Origin of the sequence: Pedobacter aquatilis, assembly GCF_032678405.1 — a bacterium.
GTDB lineage: Bacteria > Bacteroidota > Bacteroidia > Sphingobacteriales > Sphingobacteriaceae > Pedobacter > Pedobacter aquatilis_A.
Window position 1 is genome coordinate 1 of the sequence record NZ_JAVTSJ010000001.1, and the last position, 18738, is coordinate 18738.

Annotated in this window: 11 protein-coding genes and 1 tRNA gene; 5 read left to right on the forward strand and 7 right to left on the reverse strand. The window is 40.4% G+C overall.

Annotated features, from left to right (window positions below):
* Positions 1-129: 129 nt before the first annotated feature.
* A tRNA-Arg gene (locus R2R71_RS00005) sits at positions 130-203 on the reverse strand.
* Positions 204-544: 341 nt separating this feature from the next.
* Here R2R71_RS00005 and R2R71_RS00010 point away from each other — a divergent pair.
* From R2R71_RS00010 to R2R71_RS00030, 5 genes are all read left to right on the forward strand, one after another.
* The gene (locus R2R71_RS00010; RefSeq protein ID WP_316829183.1) at positions 545-3016 is read left to right on the forward strand and encodes a TonB-dependent receptor; all 2472 of its coding nucleotides are present in this window, start codon (positions 545-547) and stop codon (positions 3014-3016) included.
* Between the two features lie 204 nt (positions 3017-3220).
* Positions 3221-3658, forward strand: coding sequence for a PaaI family thioesterase (locus tag R2R71_RS00015; RefSeq protein WP_316829184.1), 438 nt, complete (start codon positions 3221-3223; stop codon positions 3656-3658).
* 163 nt (positions 3659-3821) lie between these two features.
* Entirely contained in the window at positions 3822-3998 is a 177-nt protein-coding gene (locus R2R71_RS00020) for a hypothetical protein (protein ID WP_316829185.1), read from the forward strand.
* Positions 3999-4184: 186 nt separating this feature from the next.
* A complete protein-coding gene (locus tag R2R71_RS00025) occupies positions 4185-7370 on the forward strand; it encodes a SusC/RagA family TonB-linked outer membrane protein (RefSeq protein ID WP_316829186.1) in 3186 nt (1061 codons plus the stop codon).
* Between the two features lie 4 nt (positions 7371-7374).
* Positions 7375-8802, forward strand: coding sequence for a SusD/RagB family nutrient-binding outer membrane lipoprotein (locus R2R71_RS00030; protein ID WP_316829187.1), 1428 nt, complete (start codon positions 7375-7377; stop codon positions 8800-8802).
* Between the two features lie 69 nt (positions 8803-8871).
* Here R2R71_RS00030 and R2R71_RS00035 read toward each other — a convergent pair whose 3' ends face one another.
* The 6 genes from R2R71_RS00035 to R2R71_RS00060 all read right to left on the reverse strand — a co-directional run bounded on the left by R2R71_RS00035 (position 8872) and on the right by R2R71_RS00060 (position 18709).
* Positions 8872-10143 carry a nucleoside recognition domain-containing protein gene (locus tag R2R71_RS00035; protein WP_316829188.1) on the reverse strand — a complete coding sequence of 424 codons (1272 nt, stop codon included), beginning with the start codon at positions 10141-10143 and terminating at the stop codon, positions 8872-8874.
* A 135-nt stretch (positions 10144-10278) separates the two neighbouring features.
* On the reverse strand, positions 10279-13137 hold the full coding sequence (locus tag R2R71_RS00040; RefSeq protein ID WP_316829189.1) for a prolyl oligopeptidase family serine peptidase: 2859 nt from the start codon (positions 13135-13137) through the stop codon (positions 10279-10281).
* A gap of 180 nt (positions 13138-13317) precedes the next feature.
* Positions 13318-15117, reverse strand: coding sequence for a membrane protein insertase YidC (gene yidC, locus R2R71_RS00045; protein ID WP_316829190.1), 1800 nt, complete (start codon positions 15115-15117; stop codon positions 13318-13320).
* A 20-nt stretch (positions 15118-15137) separates the two neighbouring features.
* On the reverse strand, positions 15138-16754 hold the full coding sequence (locus tag R2R71_RS00050) for a CTP synthase (protein ID WP_316829191.1): 1617 nt from the start codon (positions 16752-16754) through the stop codon (positions 15138-15140).
* 1028 nt (positions 16755-17782) lie between these two features.
* Positions 17783-18148: a hypothetical protein gene (locus R2R71_RS00055; protein ID WP_316829192.1), complete on the reverse strand. Its 366-nt coding sequence runs from the start codon at positions 18146-18148 to the stop codon at positions 17783-17785.
* An 18-nt stretch (positions 18149-18166) separates the two neighbouring features.
* The gene (locus R2R71_RS00060; protein ID WP_316829193.1) at positions 18167-18709 is read right to left on the reverse strand and encodes a hypothetical protein; all 543 of its coding nucleotides are present in this window, start codon (positions 18707-18709) and stop codon (positions 18167-18169) included.
* Positions 18710-18738: the final 29 nt, after the last annotated feature.

Sequence of the window (18738 nt, forward strand, 5' to 3'; positions counted from 1 at the left end):
GTATGCAACAACGTCATACCTTTGAAAGTAATTTAATAATTTAAAAACTAGCGCGCCAGTTGCGCGCCAAATGCGAAACAGTCAGGTATAAAAAAAGCTTCTAACATACCGCTAGAAGCTCTTTAAAAGTACCCCGGAAGGGATTCGAACCCCTGACCCACGGTTTAGAAAACCGTTGCTCTATCCAACTGAGCTACCGAGGCCCATTTTTTTAATGTCTGCAAATATAGAAGTTCTAATCAATAAGGCGAAATAAATTTTAAAATAATAGCCCTCTCATGCCTTTTAAATGCATTTTTCGTCTTAAGTGTTTATTTATTAGTTAATTAGATACATCCTTTTTGCCCTGTTTTAGCGGCTGTTATGATTGCTATCAAGCAATTACAGGGCTTTAACCCCTCTCAAACTTTAACCCCCAACCCCTAAACCCTAACCCTTAACCCCTAAACATTAACTTTCTAACCATTTTAGATTAATCATTATATTATAATTTGATATATATAAAATTAAATTTAGATTTGTCTAAAAATATATTTAGAGAAATATGAAACGACTGCTTCCCATAGCCCTTATTGTATTGTCATTAAGCATTGTTAATTTATGTTCCGCACAACAAACTGTGCTGAAAGGGCAGGTAAGCGTTGATGGTATGCCAAAAGAAAATGTGAGTGTAAAGCTTAGTGGTTCAGCCAAAGCAGTTAAAACAGACCCCTCAGGTACCTATGTTTTTGAAAAATTGGCTGCGGGTAATTACGAAATTGTATTCTCGGCAGTAGGCTATGCCTTACGGAAGGAAAAAATAACACTCGGCGATTCCGTGCAGGTATTGAATGTGGCTTTTGAGCAAATGGCCTCAAACCTGAATGATGTGGTCATAACCGGGGTAAATAGGGCTACCGAATTAAGGAAAAGCCCGGTGCCCATTGCAGTACTTTCGCGTAAAACAATGGATCAGAATGTTAATACCAACCTGATCGACGCCATAGTAAAGGGAATTCCTGGTGTTTCAGCCGTAACCACCGGGCCAAATGTGTCGAAACCTTTTATTCGTGGCCTGGGTTACAACAGGGTTTTAACCTTATATGATGGCCTGCGGCAGGAAGGGCAACAGTGGGGTGATGAGCATGGCATTGAGGTGGATGAATATGGTATTGGCAGGGCTGAGGTGGTAAAAGGCCCGGCCAGTTTAACTTACGGATCGGATGCATTGGCAGGGGTAATTAACATGATCCCCATTAATCCGGCCTTTGAAAACAATACCTTAAAAGGAGATTTTACAATGAACTACCAGGCTAATAACGGCATGCTCGGTTCATCATTGGGCTTGGCTTATATCAGGGATGACTGGAAATATACCTTCAGGGCCTCGGCTAAAACTGCTCATAATTACCATAACGCTATAGATGGCTATGTATATGGTACGGCTTTCCGCGAGTATAACCTGTCGGCCAGTGCCCGGGTCGACAAAAAATGGGGCTATGCTAAAACAGCCCTGACCTATTATGACAACCTGATGGAAATACCTGATGGTAGTAGGGATTCCCTGAGCAGAAAGTTTACCCGGCAGGTACTTGATGCGGATGATGACATTAAAAAAAGGCCAGTCGTGCCCGAATCAGCGCTTACTACTTACCGCATCAATCCCCTGCACCAGCATATACAACATGTCCGTCTTTACCAGTCGGGGCAGCTTAAATTTGCAAACAGCGACCTGAATTTCCTTTTTGGTGCACAGCAAAGTATCCGCAGGGAATTTAACCACCCCACACTGCCGGAACAGGCCGGACTTTATGTGGTGCTGAATACCCTTAACTACGATGTTAAATACAACCTGCCTGATTTTGCAGGTTTTGAAAGCACTTTGGGCATCAACGGAATGTTCCAGGGCAACAGGAGTAAGGCCGCCACGGATTTCCCGATTCCGGATTACGATTTATTTGATATTGGGGCTTTTTATTTTGCTAAGAAGTCAATCGGAAAGGTGGATGTTTCAGGCGGTATTCGTATCGACCGGCGGAACATCAGCTGGAATGATTTTTACGTGGGCACAGATACGCAGACCGGATTCGGTAAACAGGTAAGCGCTGGCTTTCCGGCTGCTGAGCGCCAGTTTCCGGCCTTCAATAAAAACTATTATGGCCTTTCCGGTAGTTTAGGCTTAACCTATAATATCACTGAAAAACTGCTGCTGAAAGCCAATGTGGCAAGGGGATACCGCGCACCCAACATTACCGAAATCGGCTCAAACGGTTTAGATCCGGGAGCACACATCGTATACCTCGGCAACAGAACTTTTAAGCCCGAATTTAACCTACAGGAAGATGTAGGGATTGTTGCTTACCTGAAAGATCTGGATATTAGCCTCGAGCTTTTCAATAACAACATCAGTAATTACATTTACCAGTCGCGGTTAACCGATGAAGAAGGGGATCCGGTAGTTATTGTACCCGGTAACCTTACCTACCAGTACCAGCAAGCAAAGGCCAGGCTTTACGGTGCTGAATTCAGTATTAACCTCCATCCGGCAGGCTTAAAATGGCTTGCTTTCAATAACAGCCTTGCCTATACTGTTGGTTTAAATCAAAATGAGGCGCTGTTGCAGCAATACGGCGAGGAGGCGAAATACCTGCCACTCATCCCGCCGCTTCAGGTCCGTTCCGAGCTAAAGCTGACGGCACAGTCGGCCAAAGGCTGGCTGGCGCAGCCATACTTTAAAATTGACGCCCTTTTTGCAGCCGATCAGAACCGTTTTTATGCACTGGATGCCACGGAAAGCTTTACGGCCGGCTACACGCTGTTCAATGCAGGCGTAGGAACAGGCATCAATAACAAATCAGGCAAAACCATTATAGATATCTTCATCCAATGCGATAACATTTTCGATAAAGCTTACCTGTCTAACCTCAACCGACTGAAGTATTTTGAATATTATTCCGCAAGTCCGAAAGGAAAGCAAGGTATCTACAACATGGGCAGGAACTTAAGTTTTAAAATCAGGATACCGATAGGGAGGTAGGAGGTAAGATGTAAGATGTTTGATGTAGGATGGATGAGGGATGAATGAGGTAGGATGGATGAGGTGAGATGTTTGATGGATAATGTAAGGTCAGGCTCCATACTTTCCATCTTCCATAATACATCTTCCATCATCCATTTTCCATCTTCCCTTTTCCATCATCCATCTTACATTATCCCTCTTACATTTTTCCTATCTTTAACCATGGATTCAGTAAGCGAACAACGTTTAAATATTTTAAGGCAATCAATCGGGAAGGTGATCAGTGATTCTCCTTCCAACTACATGAACTGGCTGGCGCCGGTGTTGCTAAAGGCCGAAAACGGCATCCTGGTGTGCAGTTATGTGGTACGTAAAGAAATGACAAACCCTTATCAGATTTTACATGGCGGCGTTACGGCAGGCATTATCGACGATTTAATTGGCGCTACCGTTTACACCATGGGGCTTGAAAGCAGGTTTACCACGGTAAGCAATTACATCGATTATTTCGCACCGGCGAAGGAGGGTGATGAAATTGTTGCCGAAACGGCGGTAGTGAAAAAAGGCAGAACGATAATTAACCTGCAATGTGAAGTGTTTTTACCTTCAAAAAACCGTTTAATTGCAAAAGGCTATTCAAATATGTTAAGCATAGGTTAACTTATTTTAAAGGCTTTTATAAAAATTTATTAATTCCTTTAAATTAACGAAACATTCTCATTTTTTGGATGTTGTAACTTAACCTAAAATATAATGAGCCATGTTAACAGATTATTCAACTTTGCAATTCATTGTAAGAGGCAAGATTTTTAACGGATTTTGCATGCGCATTCACGACGATTTCCATGAAACTTATGCGGTGATACTGGATGGTTACCATTCTTTCTGTATCTGGATGGATAATAAATCATCAAAATGGTACGCATCAAAAAATGCAGTTATCGATGCTGATGCAATTGATGAAATCATTAACCGGATTTCCCTTCCGCAAACCTCTTAATTTACTGTAATAAAATTGTTGCCCGTAGCTGCTTTTAAGAAGATGCGGGTTTATGCAATGTTGTGCGGTATTCTTCAGTATTTTCTGCCCTTTACGGGTATCTGTAAGGTTTTTAATGGATTAGCATTAGGTTAAATTTTGTATTTTAAGGCAACTTAACAAAATCACTAACCTAAATCTTTCATTATGAACAACAAAACCCTACTCATTTTGTTAGGGATTTTGACGTGTCATTTCGTTTCTTTTGCCCAGGTAACCATCAAGGGTAAAGTTACGGATGAACAGAACGTCGGAATTCCTGGTGTAAGTGTAATGCTAAAGGGAAGCACCACCGGTGCATCGACCATTGGCGATGGAACTTACTCCATTACCACAACAGCCAACGCCACTACCCTTGTTTTTACTTCCCTGGGTTTCGCTACCCGCGAAGTAGCCATTGGCGGAAGGACACAAATTAATATTCAGCTTTCTGCAAAAGACAATGACCTCGATGAGGTTGTAGTGACAGCACTTGGCATTAAACGCTCTGAGAAGTCGATTGGCTATGCCACGCAATCGGTCAAGGGTGAGAACTTAACGCTTACCAAAGAGCAGAACGTAATCGGATCGCTGGCCGGTAAAATTGCCGGGGTTCAGGTTACAGGTTCTTCCGGTGCCAGCATGGGTGGGACGCAAAAAATTAAAATCAGAAGCGTAAATTCATTAACCGGAGGCGGTTCGCCTTTAATGGTGGTAGATGGAACACCTATTGCTCAAAGTAACTTTAGCGGGACGGAGAACGGTGTGGATTACGGGAATACCTCACAAGACATTAACCCTGACGACATTGAAAGCGTAAATGTGCTGAAAGGGCCTGCGGCCTCTGCACTTTACGGTATCCGCGGTCAATATGGGGTAATCCTCATTACCACAAAGAAGGGTGCCAAAGGCCCCAAAAAGGTCGATATTAGCGTGAATTCAGCCTTTACCATAGATAAAATTGGCAACTTTATGCCTTTGCAGAATATTTATGGCGTAGGAAACAACCAGACCTTTTTAACGCTGGCCAATGGTCAGAAATACATTAATGGTAATGATGAAAGCTGGGGCCCACGAATGGACGGGACACTGGTAAGGAAAATAAACAGTTTTTACCCGCAAGACCCTGAATTTGGCCAGCTAAGCCCCTTCGTTCCGCAACCAGATAACATTAAGGATTTCTTCGAGACCGGCCATAATATCAATAATGGTATTTCGGTAACCGGAGGTGGCGAGAATTCGAATTACCGCCTGAGTTATACCAATGCCTATACCAACGGGACTATTCCGAATACCTGGCTAAAACGTAATAATTTCAGCTTAAGCTCTTCGCTGGATATTACGCCGAAGCTTACAGTAGGTGTGAATGCCAATTACGCCAACAATGCCGGACAAAGACCTACACAAGGCTACCAGGGTTCTTTTACAGGAGCAGTGCAATGGTTTCAACGAAATCTCGACATTAACACCTTAAGGAATTACCGCTATGCCGACGGAACGATTTTAAACTGGAACGTTACGCCAAGCACCACCACAGGTTTAATTCCGACGAACCGTCCAAGCGACTGGAATAACCCCTTTTTTGATGCTTATGAAGTGTTGAATAATGATACCCGCGATCGTCTTTTTGGTGACGTTAACCTAAGCTACCAGGTTTTACCGGAACTGAAGCTGAGCGGTTTTTTACGTTCTGATATGTATTTCCAGACCATCACCCATAAAGAACCGTTAGGTGGTAGACTGGTCGATAGTTATTCCATCGGGAAGTATCAGAATAAAGATAATAACTACGAGTTTCTGGCGCAGTTCAGTAAAAACATTAATGATTTTTCGGTTAATGTAAATGCCGGAGCCAACTTATATTCAACAAGATATAGCCAGACTTTACAGGCTACGGCAGGTGGTCTGTCGAGCCCGAATACCTATACCATTGCGGCCTCCGTTGACCGGCCAACGAGTACGTCTTACCAGCGTGAAAAGCAGGTGCGCAGTATGTATGCGATGGGTTCATTCGGTTATAAAGACACTTACTTTATCGATGCCTCTATTCGTAACGATATTTCATCGGCCTTGCCGAAAGACAATAATTCTTACTGGTATCCTTCGGTTTCTGGAAGTTTCCTTTTTAGTAACCTCATAAAATCCAAAGTGCTGTCATACGGTAAATTAAGGGCTAGTTATGCAATGGCTGGTTCTGATTTTGCGGCTTATCAAACGGCCTTTACCTATGGCTTGGGTAGTAATTACCCGGCTACTTCAGGTTCAATTAATACTTTACTTGTTCCTGACAACTTGAAGAATCCCAATCTTAAACCATCTTTTGCCAATTCGTACGAAGCCGGTATCGACCTTAAATTCCTGAATAACCGTATTGGCGCAGAATTTACGGTTTATCAGCAACGAAATAAAAATCAGGTAATTAATTTATCTGTTTCCGGAGCCAGTGGTTTCGATAATACGGTAGTGAATGCCGGTTTAATTGAAAATAAGGGTATTGAGTTGTCGCTGTCGGGAAGACCGGTGCAGTCGAAAATCTTCACCTGGGATACCCAGCTTAATTTCGCCCATAACAAGAACACGATTAAAGAATTATATCCGGGCATAAATGTTTACCAGCTGGATTTGAGTACCTATTCCAGCCAGACCATTTACCTGAACTCCTCGGTTAACCAGTCGTTTGGTAATTTAATTGGTCCGGGCTACAGGAGAGATCCGGCAACGGGAAAAGTACTTTTAGGTACGGATAACATGCCACTGTTTGATACAGCTAAGGATTTTGGAAGTGTATTGCCACAGTTTACCGGTGGTATGCTGAATACTTTCCACATCTGGAAATTCGATTTGGCGGCAATGATCGACTTCCAGAAAGGCGGGCAGTTCTTCAGCTGGAGTAAAATGTTATCAACCAAGTCTGGCCAGGCAGATATCACGGCTGCGATAAATGATAAAGGTTTCAATGTACGTGATCCTTTAGCCAGTGGTGGTGGGGTAAAGGTAAACGGGATTTCTGCAGCTACAGGGCAGGAAGTAACGGCATATGTAGACGCAAGGACTTATTACCGTACCAATTTAGGAACCCGTATTTATGATGAATGGATTTATTCTGCTTCGTATGTTAAACTGCGTGAGGTTAGTTTAGGCTATAATTTTGATGCCGGTTTCTTGAAGAAAACACCATTCAAAGGAATTAAAGTGGCACTGGTTGCCCGTAACCCGGTAATGATCTGGCAGGCTGCACCAAAAGGTGTCGATCCGTCTGAGTTATCATCCGGCAGTTCAGATATCAGCTGGATAGAAAAAGGTGAATTGCAAACAGTGCGTTCATTTGGTGTTAATCTGAACCTTAAATTTTAAAAAGATGAAAAACAGCTATAAATTTCTTTACCTCGCTTTGGTTGCGATAGTCGCACTAAGCGGATGTAGTAAGTTTGACGATTCGATAAATACCGACCCCAACAACCCTACAAAAGCTTCGGGTACGCAGCTTATTGCAAATGCCGAGCTTTCCTTGCCGGGACTAAGCTCGTCGCCTTATGGCGTGCATTATCCGCAATATTTATCCAATACTTCTTTTACTGATAATTCGAGGTATGTAACCACCAACTTTAACTTTTATGGTTTCTATACCGGCCCCTTAATGAACCTGGAAACGGTGATAACCAACACCTCACTCGATGCAAGTGAAGGACCTATTGCTAACCAGGTAGCCGTTGCCAAAGTATTAAAGGCTTACTTCTTCTGGCACATGACCGATCGGTGGGGGCCGCTGCCTTATACCGATGCCCTGAAAGGCAGCAGTAACTTTACGCCGAAATACGACAGTCAGCAGGTTATTTATGATAACCTCTTTAAGCTGCTTGATGAAGCCAATGCAGGCTTTGTAAGTGGTAACATCAAAAATGATATTGTTTATGGCGGTGATGTGGCGAAATGGAAAAGGCTCGGGAATACCATTCACCAGCTGATGGCATTGCGTTTATCAAAAGTGGATGACATGAAGGGAAGTGCTGAGTTTAACAAAGCCGTAACGAATGGTTTAATGACTGCCAATACGGATAACCTTTCTTACCCACACCTTGCAGAGCAGAACAATGAAAACTACTGGTACAATTCCTTTACCCGTTTGGGTAGGAACTGGTTTGCAGTAAGTAAATCTGTGGTTGATTATATGTTGCCGCTTAACGACCCGAGGTTAGCAGTTTATGCAAATAAAAATACAGCAGGCAATTATGTTGGCCTTGATTACGGTTTACCGGGTTCAGTTACGGTAGTGATTAATAACTATTCCTTACTGGGCAGTAACCTGCGATTACAAAACTCGCCTGTTGCCCTTGTTACTTATGCACAATCGCTGTTTGCCATGGCCGAAGCAGCAAAGCTGGGCTGGATAACAGGCGGCGATGTAACAGCTAAGGCAAATTACGATAAGGCAATTGAGTTTTCTATACGTCAGTGGAACAATAACGATGTGACTGGGTTGACGGCATATATGGCAAACGCAGCTGTTGCCTATGATGCTAACAATGCCTATCAGAAAATTGGTAACCAGCGCTGGGTTCACTTATTTCTGCATGGTTATGAAGGCTGGGCAGAGTGGAGAAGAACTGGTTTCCCTAACTTTTTAGCGCCTGCACCAAACAATAACGGGATTTTAATTCCAAGACGTGAAGGTTACCCGACACAGGAGCGGGCAAATAACGCGGCAAACTATAATGCCGCAGTAGCTTCTTTCCCTTATGGAGGAACAGACGACCTCAATGCACGGGTTTGGTGGGATAAACCTTAAGCTTAAAGCACTGGAAATAAAAAGGCTCTTTCCCAAATAGGAAAGAGCCTTTTTTATGTGTTAATATTTTTATCCGAAGAAAAGGTAGCAAATTCCTATGGCGGTGCACACGCCCACTAAATCGGCAAGCAGCATGGAGCCGATAGCATAGCGGGTGTTTTTAATCTGAACAGATCCAAAATAAACCGCTACAACGTAAAAAGTAGTGTCAGAAGCACCCTGAAATATACCCGATAACTTACTTGCAAAAGAATCGGCACCATAGGTTTCCATGGTGCTCACCATCATACCTCTGGCAGCACCACCACTTAAGGGCCTGATTAATGCTGTAGGCAAACCTTCAACAAAGCGGGTATCTGTTCCAAAATAAACGAAAATGCTTTTAATACCATTGATAACCACATCGAATGTGCCGCTGGTGCGAAGAAGGCTGATGGCAACCAGCATACCCACCAGGTAAGGGATGATATTAATGGCTGTGCTAAAGCCATCTTTTGCACCTCCGATAAAGGCATCGAAAACATCGATTTTCTTATAAAGCGCTCCGATGATAATCACAAGGAAAATAAACAGGATTAAACCGTTGCTTAATAAACCAGAAAAAGCCTGAATACCCTTTGCATCTAAAGTCCTGATGTATAAAACCAAACTTGCAATGATAATTGAAAGTCCGAGAATCCAGCCGATGACTACAGGCTGCAGCAGGTTTATTCTTTGTTTAAAGGAAACGATTAACATTGCAGCCATTGTGCCCACAAAGGTTACAATAAGGCAGGGGATAAAAACATCGGTAGGATTTGATGCATTCTGTGAAGCACGGATGGCAATAACGCTTACCGGAATTAAGCTTAAACCCGCTGCATGCAGGCATAAGAACATAATCTGTGCATTTGATGCGGTGTCTTTACTTGGATTAAGCTCCTGCAGGCTTTCCATAGCCTTTAAACCAAAAGGAGTAGCAGCATTATCTAAACCCAGTAAATTTGCAGAGAAGTTCATGATCATATGCCCCATAGATGGATGTCCTTTCGGGATGTCAGGAAACAATTTAGAGAAAAAAGGGCCAACGATTCTGGATAATAACCTGATGCCGCCTGCTTTTTCTGCAATGCTCATTAAGCCCATAAACAAGGCTAAAATACCGATGAGCTTAAGACAAAGCTCTACTGCAACCCAGCAGGTTTGAATGATACCGTCGAGTTTTAATGGATTTGCAGCATCATCTGCTTTACCAATCACCATCCAGTTAAAAATATCTGTTTGCCCGAAAAAGAAACATTTAATACCGGCAACTACAATTGCTACAATAATAAATGCCGACCATATTCTACTTAATGCCATTTAGCTTGTTTAGTTTTGTTTGACAGGTGAAAAATAGCTTTTTTAAACGAAAGTCCATAGCCAATAGTGTTTAATACTATCAACTATGGACTTTAAGCTTTTAGCTTTGAGCTTTCCGCTTTTAGCTTTCCGCTCCTAAGGCTTATCGTCTGTTAGTTCGAAGCCCCATGTTTTTCCTTTTTCAGTTGCAGGTACACCGTTGGTCATCCACGCAGGTGCCTTAGCGCCTTTTAAGTAATAATCAAAGAACTGTTGCTCGCGGATTTGAATGTCTTTACGGTTCTGGCGTTGAACAAGGTTATGCGCTTCGCCATTATAGTTTAGCATCCATACCGGTTTACCCAAGCGGCGTAAGCCAGTAAACATTTCGATACCCTGATACCATGGCACAGCACCATCAGCATCGTTAGCCATTACCACAACAGGTGTATTTACCTTAGGGAACATGAAAAGAGGAGAGTTTTCGATATATAGTTCAGGCTTTTCCCATAATGTAGCACCAATACGGCTTTGTGTTTTTTCGTACTGGAACTGGCGGTTCATGCCGCTTTCCCAACGGATACCACCATAAGCTGATGTCATGTTAGCTACCGGTGCGCCGGCCCATGCAGCTGCGTACATGTTGTTTTGCGTAATTAAATATGCGACCTGGTAACCACCCCAGCTTTGTCCTTGGATACCGATCTTGCTGCCATCAACCCAGCTGTTTTTCTTTAAGCTTTCTACACCTGAGTTAATGAATTCTACTGCCGATTGACCCGGGTGACCGGTTGTATAGGTAATATCAGGTGCAAAAACTAGGTAACCATTACTCACGAAGAAAGAAATATTCAATCTTGATGGTGTAGGGGCAGGTGCCTGATAGGTATATAGACCATCTGATAATTTTTCATAGAAATAAACAATCATCGGGTATTTTTTCGATGGATCGAAGTTTTCCGGTTTGTAAAGAATACCTTCCGATTGGTAACCTTTTGGTGTAGTCCATTTTACCAGTTCTGCTGTTCCCCAGTTGTAACTGGCTTGCTGAGGATTTGTGCTGGTTAGTTTGGTTTCCGCTTTGAAATCAGTGGTTACATATACATCCGGCGAAGCCACATAATTTCCTTTATCGAAAATATATACATCAGCATCTTTTGCTTTCAAAAGGTTCGAATATTTGGTTTTGGCCATTACTACCAGATCAGGATTTTTTACTGCACCAACATTTTTACGGTAGAAACCATTCTCTTTGGTAAGGTTATTGAAACCATCTAACCATACCAGCTCATTTGCTTTAACAAATTTGCTGTCGGCACCACGTTCAAAACGATTGTCCTGTTGTGTTCTTTCGTAACGAAGGGTGATTTTGTTATCACGACCGAAATTATTGGTAATGTTTTTTGCAGCTGTTTTACCATCCGGAGAAAAAGACCAGATATCGTAGCGATCGTAAATTAATACGGCTTTATCGCCTTCGGTCCATGTGGCAATACCATAAGATTTAGGGGTGTCAGGCACATCGTTTTCTTCATCGGCAAACTTCACGTTCATGCCGTTGTTCAATTGAGTAACTTTTCCGCTTGCTACATTATAGGTAAACCAGTTCGAGGTGTTTTCATCAAAATAAATTACATAGTTTCCACCAGGTGATGCAGATGCATTGCCGTTTAGTTTATCAATAATCTTTTTACGCTGACCGGTTTTTGTATCAACAAGATAGTAATCCCTTAAGGTTGAACCACTCCATTGAGATTCGATTCTGCGACCGAAGTCGGTAGATGCGAGTACAAAACTTGCGTCGCCATCACTTACCATATTGGCATCAGGAAGGCTTAAATCTGTTAAAGGCACAACTTTCGGATCATTGCTGTAAACATCAATTACCGATAAATAACTTTTTTTACTGTCGCGGTCAGCATTTTTAAGCTGCATTGGCTGTAAATAATCGTCTTTATAGTTCCAGATATCAACCTTAGCTACTTCGAAATCTACAATTGTGGTATCCTTAGGTTTTTTAATCGGGGCAATGCCGAAGAATAATTTCTTGCCGTCTTTACTGAAAGAAACCCTGCCGTCGCCACTAACCGACCATTTTGCTGGTAAGCCGGGCATATCATAATCAACAATTATCTGTGCTGTGTCTAAGGTTAGGGAGTTGTAATAAACGTTGTAGTTTTTAACTTCTTTTTTCTCTGGATCTTGCTCGCCAACGAAAGCCAGGTGCTCACTTTCATCATCAAATGTGAATCCTTTAAAGCTTCCTTTTCCTGCGATTAAGGTTTTTAAAGTTCCTTTTTCTGTATTTAAAAGGTAAACACCCTGAGGTGCTGTTTTATCTTTTTTAGAACCACTGCAAGCAAAAACAAGTTGTTTTCCATCTTTGCTGAAAGCATAATCGGTAACATATTTATAGGTTTTATCAACACCGGTTAAAAGATTTTTGACAATAAGGTCGGTTCCTTCATCTTTTTTCGGTCCACCAGCAGGTTCATCGTCGGCAAAATCGGTTTCACCATCTTTTTTAGGTGCATTAGCCGGTGCTTTTTTAGCGGTATCTAATTTGTCAAGCTGGTAAGCCAGGTAACCAAATCCGGTTTCAGGCAATTTGAATGATTTAACCCTTGCAACTTTTGTAATGGTATTACTGGTTAAGTTAGCTATGCCTAAAGTGTCTTTTGGCATCGCATCAGGCTTGGTCTTTTTAATTTTCGCCTGACGTAAATCTTTATAAAATGGTTTGATTAAAAAGACGGCAAATTTAGAGTCATTGCTAAACTGCCCTGTTGAAGCACGGGGAATAGTAAGCTTGCTATTGGTTTTTAAGTTGCTGATATACAATGTAGCATCACCTTCCTGCTGAAGCACGCTATATAAGGCTAACTGGCCATTGTTTGATAATTGCTTGGTACCTACGGCTTCCCAGGTATCATAAACTTTATGATCCAAAGGCTTTTTTTGTGCGTAAGCAAAGCTGACTGCGAAAAACAGGATAAATGTTAATCTTTTCTGCATTTTACGAATAAATTAATTTGTTGGTTGAGATTCAATTTATAAAAATTGTAAATTTTTGCCTTAATCGAAAGGATGTATGTCAAATATTACAATAAAAGGGCTGTTTTTATATCATGTAAAAAGAAAAGGTCCGGATGTTTTAACATCCGGACCTTTCATTTATAACTATAAAGCAAAAAACTATTTTTTACCTTTCGTTTGTTGTTGCTGCTGCTGACGCATATAATCGTCTAAACGTTGCTGAAATTTAGACTTCTTCTTTTTCTCGTCAGCTGGTCTCGCTTTATTTTGTTGGATTAATGCATGGATTTTATCATCATCAACCATTTTACGGATTAAGAACTGCTGTCCGAAAGTCATTAAGTTCGCTAAGAAATAGTAGTAGTTTAATCCCGATGGGTAACTATTTAATACACCTAAGAAAACAACAGGCATAATGTAACCAATGTATTTCATCTGTCCGGTTGCTCCTGAAGTCTGGTTGTTAAAATAAGTCATGATTAGTGTAGAGATGGTCATCAATACACACATTAAGCTTAAGTGGTCGCCGATAAACGGAACTTTAACTCCAAAACGGATAAATTCATCGTAAGTAGATAAATCTTTCATCCAAAGGAAACTTTCTTGCCTTAACTCAAATAAGTTAGGGAAGAAGAAGAAGAAAGCCATCACCAAAGGTAATTGTAAAAGCATTGGCAAACAGCCGCCTAATGGGTTTACACCGGCTTGTTTATAAAGCTTCAGGTATTCCTGTTGTACCAGTGTTGGGTTATCTTCGCCAACTTTGGCTTTAATTTCATCCATCTCTGGCTTTAATACCCTCATTTTAGCCATTGATAGGTATGACTTATAAGTTAATGGTGATAAGGCCAGTTTTAACAGGATGGTAAGGGCAAAGATGATTAAGCCGTAACCCCAGCCGAATCCGTTAAGGAAATTAAATACAGGTAATACAATGAAACGGTTAACGTATTTCAAAGGCCAGTAACCCATATCAACCTGTTGTTCTAAGTCATAACCCTGTGCTTTTAAAGCAGAGAATTTATTCGTACCGAAATAAAACTCTAATTCGTATGCCTGGTTAGCCTGATGTGAATATGGCATCTGCATATTTGCACCATAGAATTTAACCTGACCTGGCGCAGTCGGGATTTTAACCTCTAAACTTCCTTTATCAAAAGCTTGTTTCGCGATTAATGTTGCCGAGAAAAAGTGTTGTTTGAAAGATACCCATTGTATTTTTCCTTTTGTTAACTCTTCCTTTTCATCTTTAGCCACATTCAAATGGTTTACATCACCATCTAGATATTTATAGTAAGGCGCCGAGTAACGGTGCTCACTTTCAATAGATTTCTCTTGCTGAAGTAAAGTTGCATCCCAGTTTAAGTTAACCGTATTACCCGCAATTACCTGCTGTAAGCCTACTAAATTAATATTGAAGCCAACTTTGTTGCTTAATGCTTTTAAATCATAACTGAATTCGACATAAGCATTGGGACCATAATCAGCACGCATAGTTACTTTATTACCTGCTTTAGTAGGGGTAAAGTATAAATCGTTGGTATTAACAACTTTTCCTGCTGCGTTAAGGGTTAGTCCGAATTTGTTCTCGCCACCATCGAATAAAATGAGTGGTTTGCCATCAAAAGTTTTCTGCCCTTTAATTTGTACCGATAAAATTTTACCGCCTTTATTGGTTAAAGTGATAAGTAAATTTTCATTTTCTAAAACTGTAGTCGACTCAGTGCCTGCAATGGCCGTTCCGAACGGGCCTTTTAATGCAAGCGAATCTACAACAGGTGTTGATGATTTTATTACGGTATCTTTTGGTGCAATAACAGCACCGGCTTTTTTAAGAGAATCAATTCTTTCAGTTTCTTTGGCTTTTTTTAGTTCTGCTTCACTTGGCTTAAAGAAGTAGAATGATCCGCCTAAGATGATCATAATCAGGAACAATCCTGTAAAGGTATTTCTATCCATTATTTATTTATATGCTGCCTTTAATTTGTTTTCTTTTTAGCGTACTCCATTGCAGCGGCCACAAATTTAACAAAAAGTGGGTGAGGATTTGCTACTGTTGATTTTAATTCAGGGTGAAATTGTCCACCAACGAAAAAAGGATGGTTTTTAAGCTCTACAATCTCTACCAGATTTGTTTGAGGATTTATACCTGAAGCAATCATTCCGGCTTCTTCGTATTGTTTTAAATAATCGTTGTTAAATTCATAACGATGGCGGTGACGCTCGTTAATGTGCTGTTTGCCATAAATAGCGAAAGCTTTGGTACCTTTTTTAATATCACATGGATAAGAACCTAAACGCATTGTACCGCCCATATTTACAATGTTTTTCTGCTCTTCCATCATATTGATTACCGGATTCGCTGTTTCAGGTTCAATTTCTGTTGTGTGTGCGCCTTTTAGTCCTAAAACATTGCGGCCAAACTCTACAACGGCACATTGCATACCTAAGCAAATTCCAAAGAAAGGAATGTTGTTTTCACGTACGTATTTTATGGTGTCTATTTTACCCTCAATACCGCGGCTGCCAAATCCGGGTGCAACGAGTACACCTTGTAAATGGCCTAATTTTTCTTTAACGTTATCAGGGAAAATACTTTCTGAATGGATGTATTCTACTTTTACTTTGCATTCATTTTTCGAACCGGCATGTACAAAAGATTCGATAATAGATTTATATGCATCAGGTAATTCCACGTATTTACCCACCAGGCCAATTTTAACTTCGGCAGTTGGGTTTTTTAAACGGCCAAGAAAATCTTTCCAACTCTCCATATCCGGATCATTCTTAGTTGGAAGCTTTAATTTTGATAAAACGGTTTTATCCAGCTGTTCTTTTAACATTAACAATGGTACATCGTAAATTGTAGATGCATCCATCGATTCGACTACAGCGTTGATGTTAACGTTACAAAACAAAGCGATTTTTTTTCTTAAATCGGCACCTAAGTGATGTTCGCTTCTGCAAACGAGGATATCAGGCTGTATACCATATTCCAATAAGGCTTTTACCGAGTGTTGTGTAGGTTTTGTTTTAAGCTCGCCTGCGGCAGCAAGGTAAGGAACAAGTGTCAAGTGAATTACGATAGCATTTGAACTACCTTCTTCCCATTTAAACTGACGTACAGCTTCAATAAATGGTAAAGATTCAATATCACCAACAGTACCTCCAAGCTCTGTAATTACGATATCGTAATCGCCGCTCTCGCCCAGGATGCGCATGTTACGTTTAATTTCATCAGTAATATGCGGCACAACCTGAACAGTTTTACCTAAGTATTCACCTTTACGCTCTTTATTAATTACATTCTGATAAATACGGCCGGTAGTAATGTTATTTGCCTGCGAGGTTGGAACGTTCAGGAAACGCTCGTAATGACCAAGATCTAAGTCGGTTTCAGCACCATCTTCAGTAACAAAACATTCGCCATGCTCGTAAGGGTTTAAAGTTCCCGGATCGATATTGATATATGGATCGAATTTTTGAATGGTTACACGATAACCCCGTGCCTGTAAAAGTTTAGCTAAAGAAGCGGAGATGATGCCCTTACCTAAAGAGGAAGTAACACCGCCCGTAACAAAAATATACTTAGTCATGATTTTTATTTTTTGCAGCAAAATGTAATTGTTGCTGCTTTTTGTACGGGATACAAAGGTATGAAAATTACTTGTTTCTAATTCTTAAAAATGAAGAATATTTAAAAATGATAAAGTCATGTGATTTAGTGATGGTTATCTTTATTTGACCGAAGCGGGAACAAAGGGAAATACATGAAAGCAGTCCAGATCAATATTAGTTTTGCGCTTCTTTGCGAAGAAAACTTAGTACCCTTTGTGATTACAATTTTTTTATTGCAAAGTCCGTAGAGAAAAAACTCGAAGCACAAAACGTAAAACGACAAATGACATTAGCGGTTGTTTTATTTTAACCACAGAGGGTACAGAGAAATCACAGAGTGCACGGAGTTATTTATATTCTCTTTTTACTCCGTGTAACCTCGGTGTCCTTTGTGGTTCTAATTTTTAAACTGTATCACTTTTGAAATTGTAAATGGATTTTATCTTTTCTTAGATATGTATAACCCAGGCAACACGTTATAGCAAATAATATCCAGGCATAATCATCGATAGGGACAGGGCAAGGGCTGTACTGAATAATTGTGAATAACCTACCTCTTGGATAATCAATGCCCATACTTCTTAATGTGCAAGAGCCTACTGCTCCCAAAGCCGTTTTATTTGAGCATGACAACTGAGTATATGCTCCAGAGTAGTTGAAGTCATAGTCGTAAGTTGTGCCTGAAACTATTTTTTGATATACATTCCCGAAAGTGGGATCATAACATGCACTACCCGGGACGGGTGTAACATAAGGCCCTGCAAAAATTTTCTGGAAACTAAATACCAGAAATAAGAGGAACCAGATTATTTTTTTAAAAAATATCTGGCTTGTGCTATTAGTTGCATTTGACTTATTAGAAACCATTTTATAAATTTTATAAAATGGGATATGGAGCTATCGCAATAGGGAAATTTCAGTGTTAAAATAACTGAAAATGATTTAAGACAAAATTAATAATATTTATGAAAAACGAAACAATTCAGAAAACATAGCAGCTTGTTTTTTAAGGCCATTGCTGGATAATAATTCCAAGCTGACCATCTTTAATAGCAAATTCCTTTGCGCCCCATGGCCGTAGTGTAACGGTATTTAGGTTTGGATGAAGGAATTCGGGATATGCATTAAATATTTTTTCATACACTTCCTCAATGTTTTTTGTAACCAGCCTGAATTCGGGGCTGTGTTCTTTGGCAAGGGCGACATTCTCAAATATATTAATGCTTAAGCCATCTCTGCCTACCACACAAAAAGGGTTTGCAGATTGAATTTCGTTATGTTCAACCTTAAATTCAAGGCAATCAACAAATAACGTTAATGCCTGATTAATATCTTCGTAAAATACATTTGGAACAAGTTTGCTGAAATTCATTATTTAAGATTTTAATGATTAGCAACATTTATAATAAACCTTAACTTTTTGCTCTTTCTCACTCCAGGCAATATAAAGGTTGTTTTCTTTGCCTAATCGATATTTAAATCCATTTAAGCCTGATTTCTTCAGTTCTTCATAAAGTGCCTTATCAGGCGTATTATTATCAGCTTTATCATCCGGCATTACGGCTGGCTCAAGAAAGTTATCTTCACTAAAGAAATCATTAGCAATGGTTTTTAAGAAAATAACCTGGTCTTTCTCTTTTGATAAATCGATATTAGGGTCGTTATTACCTACCAGCTCGGTTCCTTTTAGCTTTACATTATAGATTTGAACGCCTTTAGCATTTTTTATGGTAAAATTAAGCACCATATCTTCTGGTTTTCTGCCGGTTAACTCAATTTTAAAAGTATCAAGAGTTTTTAAATCTGAAAAAGACTGTGCAATACTCGAATTCACATTTTTAAATTCAATGGAGCCTTTGTCGTTTTTATTGCCGCTGGTGCAGGCAACCGTTAGAGATAAGAGTACGAAAAACAGGAAGTATATTTTTTTCATCAATAGCAATTAATGCTTCTAAAGTAATA

What these genes read in the sequence shown, in the direction of transcription:
- R2R71_RS00040 (WP_316829189.1), bottom strand. Translation starts at nt 13,137, where the DNA reads ATGCAGAAAAGATTAACATTTATCCTGTTTTTCGCAGTCAGCTTTGCT.
- yidC (WP_316829190.1), bottom strand. Translation starts at nt 15,117, where the DNA reads ATGGATAGAAATACCTTTACAGGATTGTTCCTGATTATGATCATCTTA.
- R2R71_RS00020 (WP_316829185.1), top strand. Translation starts at nt 3,822, where the DNA reads ATGCGCATTCACGACGATTTCCATGAAACTTATGCGGTGATACTGGAT.
- R2R71_RS00050 (WP_316829191.1), bottom strand. Translation starts at nt 16,754, where the DNA reads ATGACTAAGTATATTTTTGTTACGGGCGGTGTTACTTCCTCTTTAGGT.
- R2R71_RS00035 (WP_316829188.1), bottom strand. Translation starts at nt 10,143, where the DNA reads ATGGCATTAAGTAGAATATGGTCGGCATTTATTATTGTAGCAATTGTA.
- R2R71_RS00030 (WP_316829187.1), top strand. Translation starts at nt 7,375, where the DNA reads ATGAAAAACAGCTATAAATTTCTTTACCTCGCTTTGGTTGCGATAGTC.
- R2R71_RS00010 (WP_316829183.1), top strand. Translation starts at nt 545, where the DNA reads ATGAAACGACTGCTTCCCATAGCCCTTATTGTATTGTCATTAAGCATT.
- R2R71_RS00060 (WP_316829193.1), bottom strand. Translation starts at nt 18,709, where the DNA reads ATGAAAAAAATATACTTCCTGTTTTTCGTACTCTTATCTCTAACGGTT.
- R2R71_RS00025 (WP_316829186.1), top strand. Translation starts at nt 4,185, where the DNA reads ATGAACAACAAAACCCTACTCATTTTGTTAGGGATTTTGACGTGTCAT.
- R2R71_RS00055 (WP_316829192.1), bottom strand. Translation starts at nt 18,148, where the DNA reads ATGAATTTCAGCAAACTTGTTCCAAATGTATTTTACGAAGATATTAAT.
- R2R71_RS00015 (WP_316829184.1), top strand. Translation starts at nt 3,221, where the DNA reads ATGGATTCAGTAAGCGAACAACGTTTAAATATTTTAAGGCAATCAATC.